This is a genomic window from Paenibacillus sp. JNUCC 34, from assembly GCF_058269055.1.
Window position 1 is genome coordinate 4,730,696 of the sequence record NZ_CM177770.1, and the last position, 16,414, is coordinate 4,747,109.

Here is a 16,414-nt window from a genome sequence, read left to right on the forward strand (position 1 = left end):
TGTGTATATCATGAGAGGAACTCTCTTAATCTATTGACTTTTAAATAGCGCTAAAATAAAATATACTATATCACTCGGAATAATGCAATTTCAATGAAGGAGGCACGACACCTTATGGGGGTGACGGAAGCAGCAGGCCAGCGCCAGCTTATCAGTAACATCAGCATCACGTACCGTAAAATCCTTCTTAATCCTTCATATAAATACTTTCTTTTATTATTGGGAGCACCGGTTAATCTGGTGGTCTTCCTTATTTATATGTTTCAGAGCAAGAAGGACGCATATACTTCGTTAAGGTCCAAGGTTCAGGCCGAGCTGATCTCCACCGGTTTCCGGGACAAGCTGAGGACAGAGCAGCTCGAACAGCTTAAACGGAAACATGAGTTTTTCGGACAGAAGGTCAGTGAGGAAAAATTTAACCGGGAGCTTGAAACCTTAACGGAATCACGGTTCCGGGAAGCTGTGGAGGAACGTACACGCAAGCAACTGGAACTCACCGGGAAGAAGCGCCTGACTTTTGCGGACACTTTTGAATCACTCATCGCTAATCCCGTCTTTTTCGCAGTGTCATGGATCCCGGGACTGCTCATGTACATACTTCTTTTTTTGTACAGCAGACCGTATCTGAAGTTTATTTTTGAAAGACTTATTATGAGTGTGTTTGTCATTTTCGGTGTAGCCGTTCTCGTCTTTACGATTTTGCACCTGTCTCCGTTTAATCCGGCAGCGAACATCTTGGGGGAAACAGCGACCCAAGAACAGATTGCGGCATTCAACCAACTTCACGGACTGGATCAGCCTTACTGGACCCAGTTGTGGAATAACATTAAAGGAATATTCACTTTTGATCTCGGTAAATCCTTCTCGGGCAGTGAAGAAATTACGAACAGCATCGCAAGAAAGTTTCCGGTGACGCTGACGCTGACTGTAATTTCACTACTGTTCGCCATGATCATTGCCATTCCAGTCGGCATTATCTCGGCAACGCGGAAAAATTCGTTCTTCGATTATACGTTTATGTTCATAGCGCTGCTGGGCTTGTCCATTCCGAGCTTTTGGCAGGGATTGATATTCATCCTTAATTTCTCGATAAAGCTGCAATGGCTACCAGCCACCTATAATCCGCAGAACTGGCTCTCGATGATCATGCCGGTCATTGTGCTCGGAACGGGGCTCACCGCAGCGGTTGCGAGAATGACTCGCTCCTCCACACTGGAGGTTATTAATGAAGATTATATTTTGACCGCCAAAGCCAAAGGGCTAGGAAAGCGGCAGGTGCTTCGAAAGCACGCTGTGCGCAATGCCCTCATCCCGATCATTACCGTCATCGGACTACAGTTCGGAGGAATGCTCGGCGGATCAGCGGTCACGGAAAAAGTGTTTAACATTAGCGGTATCGGCAGCTACATCGTGGATAAGCAGTTTATTCCCGATATTCCGGCCATTATGGGCGGGGTCGTGTATACGGCTATCACCATTTCACTGGTCAACGTCATTATTGATATTATGTATGCCTTTTTCGATCCGCGTATCCGTTCTAAGATGAAACAATACTAAAGCAGGTGTACTCATGATTAAGAAGCTTTTCAACCATCGCCAATCCCAGTACCAGCTGAAGTCCTCACAGGAGTACAGCCAGGCCGGGTTCACGTGGGTCGTCTCTTTAACCTTAACGATAATCCTGCTGCTGAACAGCTACAGTTTCGGGAGCGGAAGTTTAAGGCCGTATGTATTTGCCGCTTTTGCCGTGTACGCTTTGTTTACGCTACTGCAGGTGGTCATCACGGCCCTGATCCGGAGGGATCTGCTCCGTGACGGAGAGATCAGACGCTCAACCCGCGCACTCGGCTATATTCAGCTGCTAAGTATTTTTACAGGCAATGTGTTTGTAACAACCTTTGGTTTTAATCTCATAAAAAAACAAAAAAGTCCCGAATATTCAATCGCCGTTTATATGCTATTGACGCAAATATTCGTAATCGCCTTATCGGCCTTGAATATGTTCAAGCCTTACGTAGCCGAAACATTTCTACCGGGAATGGCAGCGCTGGTGCTGGTGACAATATTCCATCTGGTCGCCCTGCTGTTCGTTGCAAAATACGTAAACAACCACTACGCGCACCCGCGGCTGAAGTGGCTTGCGCTGCCGCTTATCCTGACAGCGGTGACGGGCAATATCTTTGCCCTCGTGCTCGGCTTCAACTTGTTGTCCAAGATCCGCAAGAATAGCAATCCGGCATCCACTCGCTGGGCGGACGTCTGGGTACGGATCACCGGCAATACTACGGCTATGCTGGGACTGTTCTTTATCATCTTCCTGTTTACCGTATCTGTATGCAGCCTGTTTACGTTTGAATACAGCTTCGCGGTAGACAATAACTACTCGGCAATTCTTCAGCAGCCAAGTCTGGCATATCCACTCGGAACCGATGATTTCGGCCGCTGTCTATATTCAAGAATCGTGTTCGGCGCCCGCATCTCACTTATCGTCGGGTTTATGTCCACAGTTATTCCGCTCGTAATCGGAGGTACTCTCGGCGCGATATCCGGATATTATGGTCGCCATACGGACAATATTATCATGCGTCTGCTTGATATTTTGTACGCGATTCCCGGTATTCTCCTTGCGATCGCGATTATCGCCGCTTTCGGAGCCAATACGGTCAACCTAATCATCGCACTCAGCGTTGGGGCTATTCCGACCTATGCAAGAACGATGAGAGCGAACGTACTGCTCGTGTCCACCTACGAATACGTGGATGCGGCGCGTGCATTCGGCTCAAGCAATCTATCGATTATTTTTAAGCATATCGTTCCGAATTCCCTTGCTCCGATGATCGTTAAATCGACCTTAACTATTGGGGGAGCGGTTATCTCTACAAGCAGCTTAAGCTACCTAGGACTTGGGGTTGAGCCTCATATCCCGGAATGGGGAAACATTCTGAAGATCGGTAGTACGTATCTCGAAACCAACTCGTACCTGGCTATATACCCGGGGCTTGCCATTATCGCTCTGGTATTGTCCTTTAACTTCTTGGGTGATGGATTGCGGGACGCACTGGATCCCAAGCTCGATTAATTATTATTTATTACTTTTTTAAACATATATATAAGATCAGGAGGAAATCATCATGAAAAAAAGAACACTTTTACTGCTGCTGCTTTCGTTAGTACTGGTAATCAGTGGCTGCACCGTAAAAACGAAAGATGAAGCGTCGCAAAAGCCATCTGAGCCAGCAGGCGAGCAACCAGCAAACCCGTCGGCTGTTCCGATTGAACTGCTCGCTATGAGTTCACAAGAATCGGATGTGAACATTATCCGTGACCAACTCACCAAAAACGGCTTCAATGTAAAACTCAATCTTCAACCCGACTACGGTAGCTATAAAGCTCAGCAGGATGCCGGCAACTACGATATAATGCTCTCCGGCTGGACGACCGTAACTGGTAACCCTGACTATGCTGTTCGTTCCGTGTTTAAAACCGGCGGTGACTACAGCATCATGTCCGATGAAGAAGTTGACAAACTGGTTGACCAGGCAGCAACGCAAACATCGGAAGATGCCAAAGAAACCTATAAACAGCTAGAACAGCGTCTCGTCACTGATAAAGCCTACATTGCTCCGCTGTACATCTCGCTGAAGAGCCAAGCGATCAACAAAGACATTCTCGATGAAAATTCCGTTCGCTTGTCCAAATCCCGTTCCCTTCCATGGGAAGCCGTTGATTTCAAAGACCAATCCAAACGGGATAAAGAACCGTTGATTTTGGCCCAAGCGACTTCAACACTGACATCACTTGACCCAATCAAAGGTAATGATGGATCGATTAACATTATTAACACAAACATGAACGTTCGCCTGATCAACCTGACCGATGACGACAAAATCACATCCGAAGGTTCGCTCTCATACAATCACAGCATTGCCGAGGGTAACTCCGAATACTATTTCATCCTTAGAGATGACATCAACTTCGCCAAAGTGGACAACAAACTGGCCGTAGATTCCGGCGAACGTGTCGGTGCTGACGACGTGGTATTCGCCCTGAACCGTGCTAAGGATAAAGACTCCGTTCCGGATCACCGGACATACACGTTGCATGAACATATCAAGGATGTAGAGGTTGTTAAAGACCTAAGCGCCCTGGATGCTGTCAAAGTATCTGGAAGTGACGAAACCGTAAGACAATCTCTGGAAAAAGGGCTAGACACCAAAATTTCTTCCCTCGTTACCGATAAAAATCAAGCAAGTACCAAGGACGGCAAATACCAGGTCATCAAATTGACGACCACTGAGCCGTTCCCGCAAGTACTGAACTACCTGGCTCACCAATCGGCCGGTATCGTATCCAAGAAACAGGTTGAGAGCATTAACACGTATGATGTAGCCAAATTTGATGTAAACAAAGACATTCCTTACGGAGACCAGAACACAGTAACCGAAGGTGACAAGTACAACAACACCCTGTATGCCAGCGGTCCTTACATTCTGTCTTATAAAAATGATTATGAAGCCATATTCTACAAAAACCCTGGTTACATGAAAGGTACCGAGCATGAGCCTAAGATCAATCAGGTAAAAGTACGCTTCATCAAAGATGCTGACAGCACGTTGTCCGCATTGCGCAGTAACGAGATTCACCTGTACTATGGCGTTCCAGAAACGAAGTATGATGTCGTTAAAGGCGACAGCAAGCTGAAGCTCCAGTCCATCGAGAGCAACGCCGTTTCTTACCTGCTCTTCAATACCAAGAACCGCGATATTGCGAAGAGTGAAGATCTGAGAAAAGCCGTACTGTACTCCATCAACCAGGATGAAATCCTGACATACTACAGCAATAACAAGATTAAGGCCTTCTCCACCCTCAGCCCGATGGTTAAAACCGGAAATGAGCTGAAAGCCGATCCGGCTAAGGTGAAAGAATTCCTGTCAAACTATCAAAACGCTTCAAAATAATAAGCTACAGCAAGAAGAAACGCCGTCGTCCTTTTCACAGGGCGACGGCGTTTCTGCGAGAAATATAAGAGACCTCTTATCAGTCCACGGACTGTAAGAGGTCTCTTTGATATATGTACATAAACGCTATAGCAAAGTACATTTACGAACAATTAGTCTTCGATGATGATTTTGTTCAGCTGCAGATTGACTGGATTATTGATCGTATCTCCTACAGGACAGGTGTGTTCGATAAATTCCACGAACTCCTCAACCTTTTCTCTTGCTGCGTCAGTCTTAATATGAATGTTATATCTTATATCTGAATATCCACGACGGACATCGGATTTATTCATAAATCCGTCGGTGTCCAGATCTCCCTCTACCTCTACCCAAAAATCCTTCAAATCAATATTAAATTTACGGGCGTATACACTTGCTACGATCGACTGACAGGCACCAAGTGCACACAGTACCAATTCCACCGGATTCATTCCTTCATCCGTACCGCCTAAAGATTTCGGCTCATCAATCGTAATCTCAAAATTTCTTGATTTCGCTTTAACAACCATTCCCTTTTGCAGATGTGCAGTTGCTTTAAAAGTTTCTACAGGCATGACGATCCCTCTTCTCCATAAATTTAGATAATTATACCACATTTAACCGGTAGGAATAATGGTTTTTTATTTTAAATTTTAAAAGGATCCTACCTCAAGGATAGACCATGTAGATATTTAATAATGTGAATATAATCACAAAATGATTCGAAGAAGGTTTTATCTCACTCAGTGAACCAGGCCTGGCTTCTCTTCAAATATGCTAAAAAGAGGGTGTTTCACAGCTTAAATCCTGGCTGCTCGAAACACACCTCTTTCTTTGCATTATGCTCTTGTAAATACCGACTTCCCGCCTTTAATAGTCTGGCGTACGGTCACGTCTTTTCCTCGCATATCAAACAACACAAGATCCGCTGCTGCACCCACAGCCAACTCACCGACATGGGGAATGCCGACAAACTGTGCTGGTCGTAGTGAAGCCATGTCCCATGCATTCTTAAGATCTGTCAGCCCGCTGCCAACCAGCTTACCGATACCCCATGTCAGCATTTGAGCTGATCCTGCCAGCAATTCCGGCTGCTCGGCAACACATAATCTCCCTTCTTCCGTCAGCCGGACTCTTCCCCCGATATGCATGTCGTAAGTTCCCGGCGGCATACCGCTTAATGACACCGCGTCGCTAACAAGCATGATCCGATCTCCTTTGGCCCGGAGTGCAACCTTAATGAAGCTATCCGGCAGATGAAAGCCGTCCGCAATGATACAGGCGTGCAGCGAATCCTCGGCCAGCTGCTCCCATATGTAATTCGGATGACGCGGCAGCATCAAATGCGCTCCATTACCAAGATGCGTAGATAACCGGGCTCCTGCTCTCACGGCTTCCTGAATCTGCTCCGGGGTGGCAGAGGTGTGCCCGATAGATACAATCACTCCGTTGTCCACGCAGCGTTCAATAAACGCAGCTGCATTTTCCCATTCCGGTGAAATCGTCAATATGGAGATTCTTCCACCAGCCGCCTCCTGCCAGCCCTGGAAAAGGTTCCAATCCGGTGCCTTTACGTACTGCCTGTCATGTGCGCCACGCGGTCCATCTTCTGGTGTAATGAACGGCCCTTCCAGGTGGATACCGATAACGCTGTGCTCCACGTTCGTATTTTGATCACAGGCATTGGCTATCGTTCGTGCAGCGTCCTCTATCTCCTGATCTCCGTTCGTAATGATTGTCGGACAGTACGCTGTCACTCCGGTTTGCCATAACTTTTCCGTCACGGATGTAACCATATCGACGGACAGCGGATGTGTATTGAAATCTCTTCCACCGTATCCGTTGATCTGAAGATCAACCAGTCCAGGTCCTATTAACGGCAAGTCCGAATGGTCTGCCGGATCGTATGGGCTGACATTCACGATTTGTGTCCCCTGTATCTTTATCTCAATGGGTCTTCCTGTCCCATAGTGAATGCCGCTAACAGTCCATGAATCTTCAAGTTTCATGATTCTGGCTCCCCATAAGCTTCCGTATCCGTATACAGCGTGCAGTCCTCGTGTTGGCGCAGAATGGTGGACGGACAAGCTGTCGACATTTCATCCTTCAATGTCCGATGAACGGCATCTTTTTTCGTACTTCCGGGTACCATACAGAACAGTTTTTTTCCCCTCATCAATGCAGGAATTGTTAGTGTTAATGCATGTGTCGGAACGAGATCCATCGACTCGAAGCAGCCGTCGTTTACCTGCTGCTGCCGGCACACTTCATCAAGTACCACTGCTTTCATGAGCACGGGATCGTTAAAATCGGCAACGGGCGGATCATTAAAGGCGATATGGCCATTCTCCCCGATCCCCATGCAGACAATATCAATCGGTCCCTCCGCAATAAGTCCGCTATAACGCTGGCACTCCTCTTCCGGTAAATTCGAACTCTGGATCAGATGTACTTCTGCAGGATGGACAAGGTCGAATAACCTCACCTTCAGAAAAAGCCCGAACCTTTGCGGCGCATCCTCACCCAGTCCGATATATTCATCCATATGAAAAACTGTCACGCGAGACCAGTCGATGTCCGGCTCCTTCGCAAGCGTCTGCAAAAACTCATTCTGGGAAGGAGCTGCCGCAAATATCATACGCACCTGTTCCTGATTACCTAACAGTTCTCTCATATGTGCCGCACAATCCAGTCCAGCCGCTCTTCCAAGCATAGAACGGTTCTCATACACCTGCACCTTTAGCCGATCAACGATCCTTTCCACCACAGTCGGCAAACTCATCTTTAACTCCTCCAATTGTTATATTTTATTCTTCCTCTCGTTTCGTTAATAGCTCTACCAACAGCAGCATGTTCCGCAAAATATGATATGGATCCTTCACCGGCAGGGCGACGATTTTATCCAATGGCTTTGGCTAGCAACATGTATAGCTATAACTGTATTTAATCCAAGCTGTCGATTAAACAGTAAGCGTTTACAAATTTATATGCGAAAAAAGCCTCTGTCGGTGCATATCATTTCATCCTTGTTATGATTTCGCCCCTCTCCTCATCGATTCGAATATTAATCCTCATATAGGACTAAATATTTTCTATAAAATACAATAAGGTCTTTGGAATGTCAATCCCTCACTGTTACAATAGTTGTAGTACTCTCCAACCAAAATTAATCAGAAGAGGGTTATGAAATGACGAAAGGAACCGCTGTCTTACGGCAGCAAAATGAGAAACGTGTCTTGGCCTTTCTGAGGAAAGAACGCATCAGCTCACGCCTGGACATCGCCCGTCATCTTAAAATCAGTAAAAACACAGTATCTCTTATTGTGGAAAAATACATCAAGCAGCACATCATCCAGGAAGTCGGCATTAATGAGACATCCACTGCTGGACGGCCCAAAATCAAAATTAGGATCATCCCGAACTCTCTCAAATCAATTGGAATTCTTATTCAACACAATCAAGGTTATCTCGTAGTTACCGATTATAACTCCCAGGTTATAGATTCGGAAGTTTTCACCCTGGACACCTCCGAATCCAGTCGCTGTCTGGACGAGGTCGGGCGCAGAACCGCTGCGCTGCTGAGCAAACATCCAGAGACGCTCGGTGTCGGAGTAGGCATGCCGGGTATCGTGAACCCGGACAAAGGGTTTGTGCATTATTCTTCGCATCTAGACTGGAGTGATGTTGATGTAAGAAAGCTGCTCTCCCTCCATATTTCCTTACCTTTGCAGGTGATGAACAGCGTTAAGGCAAGCGCTCTTGCCACACTGCAGCAGTTAGAAACAGAAACAGCTGATTCCACCTTTTATATACGTATTGACGAGGGGGTTGGCGGAGCTTTTCTGATCCGGGACAAGCTCCATTTCGGCGGATCATGGACGGCTTGTGAAGTCGGCCATTTAATGATTGATCCTACAGGTCCCCTCTGCCAGTGTGGACGAAAGGGATGCCTTGAGGCATTGATTCGTACCAAGGCGGTACGCCATCGCCTGCAACAGCTGGAAGCAGAGGAATATTCGGTAGCACACGCAAGCTTTAAAGCGGGATCAGAAGCATGTGTGGATAATGCTATAACTGACCGGAACACGGAAGACAGATCCGCTCTGATCGATACTCCTTTGAATGCCTGGGAAGGGTTAACTCCAGAGGAGCGTGTGTATACGGAAGTCGGTCAATATTTAAGCACGGCACTCACACACATCATCCATCTTTGCAATCCTAAACAGATCGTAATCGACAGCCCTTATGGTGATAGCGAGCACTTTAAGCAGATCACAATGAGGTTGACCCAAGGCAATACGCTGCGCTTTCCTTATGAGCATACCGACATTCGATTTGTCCGGAACCGAGAAAATCCGGCGGTCGGCGCCGCACTGTCCGTTATTCAGGACTTTGAAGACTACGAGTAGACCGGAATGATAAAGAGCCATGGAGGGATTAATCCTTCCTTGGCTCTTTTGTGAATCTGCCTGTATTCTTGTTTTCTTCAACCACAGCTATCAAACTCCTGCGACAATTGGCCTGTGCTGTGATCAATCGCTATCATGCAAGTACTACACTGAGCTTTGAGAGCCACTAACAGTGAAACTGAAGCATCGATCTTTCTCCTGAAAATATTATCGTTGTTCTAGTGCATTAAGGGGTAACGAGCAGTGGCTCCCATTGCAGCCCTTCCCCAGCAATCTTCGTCCGAAGTTCGGATATTTCTTTCAACGTTTTTTCACGCTGAGATTCCAATGCCTGAATCGTCTGGTGATGCAGTTCATTCACTTTTTTCTTCGTGCTGTTGACCATATCCGTAATATCTTTTTTCCGAGCTGTATTGTATTTGGCAAGCGCCGTCGTCAATTCTTTAAACAATTTATCAAATTGTTTCTTGGCTTGAGTCTTGCTTAATTTCCCTGTACGATATTTCCACATCGGGCTGTTCAAGGACGTATCGTTGGAGCTGTTGCGAAGCTTCCACATGTTGCTGTTCAAATGCGTTTCACTTACGTTATTGTTCAGCTTCCAGGCGGCGCTGTTCAAATGTGTTGGGTTGATGGTTTGTCTGTAAGTCCACATGTTGCTGTTCAGATGTGTATCACTTAGGGCTTTATCCAGCTTCCACAGTGTACTGTTCAAATGCGTGCGACTAGCTGCTTTGGAGTACTTCCACATCGGGCTGTTGAGATTCGTCTCGCTGATATAATTTCTATACTTTCTCAAGTCATCAGCCATTTCACGGTTGTTTCCATATAGCTGATCAAGCTGCTTATAGTCAGCTTCCAGCTTCTCAATCCAAATCTTCTGGTCTGAAAGGACTTTGCTCTCCAGTGCATCCAATCCGGCGTTACTGGAATCATTAAATTGTTTGAAATCCTTGTCGATCTGCTCTTGATATGCTTTATAAGCATCTACTGTCTTTTTGTTATAAGCTTCGTACTGGCTCCATACCTGATTGATCCATTTTTTATCCGCAGCATCAACAGCGGAAGCAGGGAGTATGGCGGCGGAAGCAATCAAAATCGCACACGCCATAAGCATGAACTTATATAAGAACATTTTTTTCATTAGGCTATAACCTCCTGATCATATTTTACATAAGGAAACCAAGGAATATTTTACCTAATGCTAGTCTATCTTCCAATAGTAAAAGGCCGAATTCATACTTTTGCACTAGCAAAATAACTCTTTAGCTTTAACAATGTCATTTCCTGGGGAATAATCGCGAACCTTAAGGACTACATTCCAATGGTTATCCAAAATAAAAAAGGTGACAAAAAGGTCTGCTGACCTAGGCTCCCGCTGTCTGTAATAGACCACAAAAAAGCAGGTCACCCAAGAATGAATCTCGAGTTACCTGCTCTTGTTTTTTCTGAAAGAAGATAATATGCACAAATCGTAGATCACCGTTATGCTAAAGACTCCGAACGGATGCAATCAGCCATTGACAATACCTTCACTGTTCCCGGGGACGCCGGAATGAATGCTGTCTCGGCATAATGACGGGAGCTAAAGGAAATCTTCTTCGGCTTCCCAGGGATCAGGTCGAAGAAGTTATCGCTGAAAATGCCCTCATGTTCTGAAGACAGCCATACCTGGCGTGCAAACACATTGCTCTCCACAATAAAAGCCGTACCGCCGCTATCCTGAACCTCTCTGACCGTGATGTCCGGGGTTTGCAGCAGAAGATGCTTGTCGGTTACAAAATAATGATCTTTGCTGTCCACAACGTCCCCTTCCAGCTCCAACTCTACGTGTAGGACGACCGATGAAGGATTGTACCCACTGAGCAGTTCACTTACCTGCGTCTGATACACTACTAAAGCCTCCTGCGCATCAGCTTGCACGGGAAGGGATAATGCTTGCAGCTCTTTCCCTTCGAAACTGAGCAGCTGTAGCCGCAGGATACCCTCAATAGGTGCAGACACATCGGAAATCAAATGAACTGAAACGATGCCCTTCTCCTGTTTCTGCTCTACCGCAAGACAGACATCTCGGAAGCTGCGCTTGGCAACATACTGCAATGCCTTCCATCGGCCAAAATAATCCATGCCCGCCCAGGAAGCGACCGGCCAGCAATCGTTCATCTGCCAATATAGCGTGCCCATACAATACGGCTTATTGCGACGATGCGCCTCAATGGCTGTCTTCATCGCTTCCGCCTGCTGCATTTGGCTCATATACAGAAATGAAGTGAAATTCTTCGGCTCATACATGTACTGGTCCATATAACTTTTGATCAAGCGATTCCCCGCTCCGTTCTTCTGGTGTGCCAGCATAACCTTGGATTCCAGCTCCATATCGCTCTCTTCAGCATACGTTCTTACCGTCTTGGGTTCCGGGAACGACTGAAAACCGTATTCACTCATGAAGCGTCCCACATATACGTTGTAGTTATCAAACGGCTCGGTATTGTGCCACACTCCCCAATAGTGGATATCACCACTCGTGGTTCCGGAATTGGCATGCTGGTCCTTGTCCCTGCTGAGTGACACGAGCGGAGAAGACGGCCAATACTCAGCCCCTGGTGCATAGCTCTCGACGGCTTCTGGCAATATCTCGTGAAATATTGCTTCGTAATCTCTCCACAGCTTTTCGCGAATGTCATAGCTGTACTGCTGCTTCCATCCCCATCCCGCTTTTTCGTCATAATGCGCCCAAGCGGAGTCAATCTCATTATTTCCGCACCAGAGCACAATGCTCGGGTGGTTGCGTAGACGCGTCACATTCTCCTCTGCTTCCAACCGAACGCTATTCAGGAAAGCTTCATCCCCGGGATACATACTGCAAGCAAACATAAAATCCTGCCACACCATTAACCCGTACTCATCGCACAGCTCATAAAAAATGTCCTCTTCGTAAATTCCCCCACCCCAAACGCGAAGCATGTTCATATTGGATTCGGCAGCAGATGCAATCTCATGACGGTAACGTTCTTCCGTTACTTCAGTTAGGAAGCTGTCGTTCGGAATATGATTCGCACCTTTGGCAAATATCGGCGTCCCGTTCAATTCGATGTAGAACGATGTGCCAGCTTGATCTGTCTCTTGAACGAGACGGACGCTGCGAAGTCCGGTCCGTACTGAAGCATATGATACCGTCCGCTGCTCTGCTTGAAGTTCCGCACGGAATTCATACAAATTCGGCTCTCCAAGGCCTCTACACCACCAAAGCTCCGGCTCCTTGATTTCCATATCAAGCTCTATCGTGTTACTGCCGCCGGTTAGCTGTGTCTTTCCTCCCCACTTCTGTCCTGCTGCTGTGACAATAAGCGTTCCATCAAAATCATCATTTACCTCAACCGTTACAACCGCCTTCATTCGGGCAACCGAAGCCGTTACATGTTCTTGATGAATAAACACATCACGGATCACTGCCTCTGACCACGCCTCGATCCGGCACTCCCGCCAGATTCCACTCGTCACAAACCGCGGCCCCCAGTCCCAGCCATAATGATACGGTGCTTTACGCGCGAAGATACTAACCTTCTTCTCTCCCACCTCGCCTAATTCAGATTGGTCATTATCTGCTGGGAGCGCATATCCGAGCTTCTCAAGCTTTGGTAAATCCTCCTGAATCGGGGAACGAAAAACGATCCGGATACGGTTGCTTCCTTGCACGATTCGTTCCTTGACATCTATCCGCCAGGAGCGGAACATATTGTCCGCAGCGAGAACAGCCTTTCCGTTCACATACACATCCGCATAAGTGTCCAACCCGTCAAATACCAGTTCCAGACGGGATTCTGCCATCAGTTCATCGGAAACCTCAAAGGTGGTTCTGTATTCCCAATCCTGTTTATCAATCCACTGCAAATCATGCTCATTCGTTCCATAGAACGGATCGGAAATTTTGCCATTTCGCAGCAGATCAGTATGTACACATCCCGGGACTCGAGCAGGCAGCCATTCCTGTTCAGTACAAGCTTTAAACGTCCAGTTATCCAGCAATTGTAGTTTCATATGAGCCTCCTCTATTCGCAAAAAATATTGCACCATATATTATAATACATTCCTCCATGATCAGACTCTGTCGACCCGCTAAAATAAAAAACAGGGGGAATAATTTTCCTTTTAATTTATATATTATGAACAATTTATTTAAAATTTCAGTCACAAAAAAGAACCGGCTGCAGCCGATTCTTTATATTTCTGAATCATTAGGTATTCGCCCTTGAAGAGCTCTAGTAGAGATCAAACATATTCACTTCATAGCCCAGAGTCTTCAGGTAGTTAAACATCTGCGCCCGGTGGTGCTGTGCATGAGTTACAATCTCGATCAGCCATTTAGCTTGTACAGATCCGTGCTCCAAATAAAATGGCTTTGTTTTCTTACGCAAAAACTCCTCCTCCGTGAGTTCCTCCATGTAGTGTTTTACATCCGCCGTGCCGGAGTTCATCCAGCCGATAAGCGTTTCTTTCTCTGTTCCAGCAGCAACTTCCGCTTCGAGTGCGCGGATTTCCGACTCACTCTTTTCTTTCAGAATAAGCAGGTCTACAGCCGGTACCGACACTAAATGATGAACGAGCTCCTTCAAGGTCCTCATATTGTCGGCAGGTTTGTAATCCCAATGCTCGGGTGATATTTTGCGGATGAGATTGCAGGAGGTTTTGACGATATGCTCGAGCTCTTCAAACAATAAATGCTTTACTTCATTAGTCGTGTTCATGTAATTCACTCCATTTTCATAATATTCATGTCCATTTCGCCGTATATGTTCTGGGCTTGGTACTTATTGTAGATTATAATAGTGACAACTATTGTCACCATTATAAAAAAACAATTAAAATCCTTAAAATAATTTGATGGAGCTAGTACTATGTCTAAATCCAAAAGACTCATGGAATTGATGATGACCGTCAACCGGATGCGGAAGTTTACCGCCAAAGAGCTTGCCGACCAGTTCGAAGTGTCTCAGAGAACGATCCTAAGGGATCTGCAGGAGCTAAGTGAGCTTGGAGTTCCCCTCTATTCTGAAGTCGGACCACATGGCGGATATCAGGTTCTCAATGAACGAATCCTTCCTCCGATTGCGTTCAGCGAGGAAGAGGCAGTCGCTATGTTTTTTGCCAGTCATGCCCTGCGTCACTATCTATTTATGCCCTTTGAAACTGAGTCTTCTTCAGCGCTGAACAAATTTTACTTTTATATGCCTGGAGATGTGCGTGACCGGATTGACCAGATCAAAAACCGTATGGACATTTTTACACCGACTCGGCAGCAAAAAGCTGTGCATTTGTCGATCTTGTTAGATGGAGCCGTGCAGCAAAAGGTTATCACGATTCAGTATGAATCCAAAGGTGGTTATTCGCAGCGAAATATCCAGCCAGTTGGCATCTATGCCAGCAACGGGTTTTGGTACTGTCCTGCCTACTGCTTTCTGCGTAATGATTTCCGTCTGTTTCGCTGTGACCGAATTCAATCGGCGGAGTATGATACCAGCGGGATTTCACCTATGGATCACCGGCATATCCATCTCGGCAATTGGGAGTCGTTAACGAGACAGACCCCGTCCTATGTAAAGATTTCCGTAGAGCTCAGTCGGGAAGGTGTCCAGCGATGTGAGAACGAGTTACGTCCAATACCGACCATACACATTCACCAGGACGGCACAGGCCGGATAGAGCAAAATATTCCGGAAAGCGAAATCTTATTTTTCGCCAAGTTCTTCATTGGACTGGGTAGAGAGGCAACTGTCAAAGAACCTCCCGAACTGATCCGCTGTATGAAAGACATCTTAGCTGACATCATGGCAAAGTATGAATGAGGCAGATAGCGATCGGAAGAATAATCCGCATTCGTAGTGATGCTCAGACTAAGAATCTTTAGTTCAACTTAAATAACCGAAAAAAAGCGCCCAATTCTCTTCCAAAGAACCAGGCGCTTTTCTCATAAACTATTTTATTCTTCCAATCAGAATGGAAAAATCGCAGCTGATTTCGCTCAGATCATGACTCAGAACTTGCTGGACCTGCTCTTCCGCTGCACCCCAGGATAACGGCGTCATGTACACCAGATGCTCCAACTGTACCGGATCGAGGCTAACCTTATATTGGAGCCGTTCCTGATGCAGCAGCTCAAAGCCTCGGTTGAACAGTTCTATGGTCTGCTCATTGGAATATTCCCGCCGCTCACTCTCCCTGTACAGCAAAGTTCGCAATTCCTTCAGGTATTCGCTGTCCGGTATAACCTTGATCAGTATCCCCTCATCTGTAAGCAATCTCTCAAATTCCGCATAATTGGAAGGCGATAATATATTCAAAATAACGTTAAACGATTTTTCTGCAAACGGACATTTTGCCAGATCAGCAACACACCATATATTAGACCCGTCATCCCGCGCGGCCATTTGGACGCCCTCTTTAGAAATATCGATCCCAATCCCCAGTACGTCCTCTTTTACAAGAGAGCTTGTCTTCTTCCTTAATGCGGTTAGGTGAGATCCTTCTCCGCATCCGGCATCAAGAAGGACTATTTTCTTATCCTGGACCGACTCCTGTCGCCGGCTTATGATTTCACTCAACCGGACCAGCAGCGGCTCAAAAAAAGATGCCTCATTTATCATTTTCCGCGCATCAAACATCCGTTTGTCATATTTTGTCTTGGACGGGTTTGTCAGCATATTAACATAGCCCTGCTTGGCGAGATCAAACCGGTGATGCTTTACACAGAGCAGGCTTTTCCCGTCGTCTACGCTCAGCGCGCCTTGACATACCGGGCATCTGAACAATGCTTCATTCTGCTCCATAAGCCGGGCACTTGCTAACATCTTCCCGCTTCTGGTCATATATAACACTCCATTCATTATCTGTAGGTCTAGATTCAACTTCAAGCTGGAAAAATATCGCGGATAATCCGCCCCGGCTATCATAACACACTCCTCGTTCCATTTACGACTGATGCAGCAAGCCCCGCGATTAAGCTGTGAAAGCCTTATGTATTTCATTTCA

Annotated in this window: 12 protein-coding genes; 5 read left to right on the forward strand and 7 right to left on the reverse strand. The window is 46.4% G+C overall.

What is annotated here, in order from left to right; translation table 11 throughout:
* Positions 1-114: 114 nt before the first annotated feature.
* The 3 genes from AC2TF5_RS22140 to AC2TF5_RS22150 are packed head-to-tail and all read left to right on the forward strand — an operon-like array spanning position 115 to position 4,958.
* Positions 115-1,557: an ABC transporter permease gene (locus AC2TF5_RS22140; protein WP_491299280.1), complete on the forward strand. Its 1,443-nt coding sequence runs from the start codon at positions 115-117 to the stop codon at positions 1,555-1,557.
* 13 nt (positions 1,558-1,570) lie between these two features.
* Entirely contained in the window at positions 1,571-3,079 is a 1,509-nt protein-coding gene (locus AC2TF5_RS22145; RefSeq protein WP_491299281.1) for an ABC transporter permease, read from the forward strand.
* Positions 3,080-3,131: 52 nt separating this feature from the next.
* Positions 3,132-4,958, forward strand: a complete 1,827-nt coding sequence (locus AC2TF5_RS22150; protein ID WP_491299282.1) for an ABC transporter substrate-binding protein — start codon at positions 3,132-3,134, stop codon at positions 4,956-4,958.
* A 152-nt stretch (positions 4,959-5,110) separates the two neighbouring features.
* Here the strand turns inward: AC2TF5_RS22150 and AC2TF5_RS22155 are convergent, their stop codons facing one another.
* The 3 genes from AC2TF5_RS22155 to AC2TF5_RS22165 all read right to left on the reverse strand — a co-directional run bounded on the left by AC2TF5_RS22155 (position 5,111) and on the right by AC2TF5_RS22165 (position 7,761).
* On the reverse strand, positions 5,111-5,554 hold the full coding sequence (locus tag AC2TF5_RS22155; protein WP_491299283.1) for an OsmC family protein: 444 nt from the start codon (positions 5,552-5,554) through the stop codon (positions 5,111-5,113).
* A gap of 264 nt (positions 5,555-5,818) precedes the next feature.
* Entirely contained in the window at positions 5,819-6,988 is a 1,170-nt protein-coding gene (gene nagA / locus AC2TF5_RS22160; RefSeq protein ID WP_491299284.1) for an N-acetylglucosamine-6-phosphate deacetylase, read from the reverse strand.
* Positions 6,985-7,761, reverse strand: coding sequence for a glucosamine-6-phosphate deaminase (locus AC2TF5_RS22165; protein WP_491299285.1), 777 nt, complete (start codon positions 7,759-7,761; stop codon positions 6,985-6,987). Before AC2TF5_RS22165 ends, nagA begins: the two co-directional genes overlap by 4 nt.
* Positions 7,762-8,167: 406 nt before the next feature.
* Here AC2TF5_RS22165 and AC2TF5_RS22170 point away from each other — a divergent pair, with 406 nt between their 5' ends.
* On the forward strand, positions 8,168-9,388 hold the full coding sequence (locus AC2TF5_RS22170; protein ID WP_491299286.1) for an ROK family protein: 1,221 nt from the start codon (positions 8,168-8,170) through the stop codon (positions 9,386-9,388).
* Between the two features lie 226 nt (positions 9,389-9,614).
* Here AC2TF5_RS22170 and AC2TF5_RS22175 read toward each other — a convergent pair whose 3' ends face one another.
* The 3 genes from AC2TF5_RS22175 to AC2TF5_RS22185 all read right to left on the reverse strand — a co-directional run bounded on the left by AC2TF5_RS22175 (position 9,615) and on the right by AC2TF5_RS22185 (position 14,133).
* Positions 9,615-10,532, reverse strand: coding sequence for a hypothetical protein (locus tag AC2TF5_RS22175; RefSeq protein ID WP_491299287.1), 918 nt, complete (start codon positions 10,530-10,532; stop codon positions 9,615-9,617).
* 341 nt (positions 10,533-10,873) lie between these two features.
* A complete protein-coding gene (locus AC2TF5_RS22180) occupies positions 10,874-13,426 on the reverse strand; it encodes a beta-mannosidase (RefSeq protein ID WP_491299288.1) in 2,553 nt (850 codons plus the stop codon).
* A 221-nt stretch (positions 13,427-13,647) separates the two neighbouring features.
* The gene (locus tag AC2TF5_RS22185; RefSeq protein WP_491299289.1) at positions 13,648-14,133 is read right to left on the reverse strand and encodes a DinB family protein; all 486 of its coding nucleotides are present in this window, start codon (positions 14,131-14,133) and stop codon (positions 13,648-13,650) included.
* A 150-nt stretch (positions 14,134-14,283) separates the two neighbouring features.
* On the opposite strand from AC2TF5_RS22185, the gene AC2TF5_RS22190 reads away from it, so the two are divergent.
* Positions 14,284-15,231, forward strand: coding sequence for a helix-turn-helix transcriptional regulator (locus AC2TF5_RS22190; protein ID WP_491299290.1), 948 nt, complete (start codon positions 14,284-14,286; stop codon positions 15,229-15,231).
* A gap of 129 nt (positions 15,232-15,360) precedes the next feature.
* On the opposite strand, the gene AC2TF5_RS22195 is transcribed toward AC2TF5_RS22190, so the two are convergent.
* Entirely contained in the window at positions 15,361-16,410 is a 1,050-nt protein-coding gene (locus AC2TF5_RS22195; protein ID WP_491299291.1) for a putative RNA methyltransferase, read from the reverse strand.
* Between the last annotated feature and the right edge of the window lie 4 nt (positions 16,411-16,414).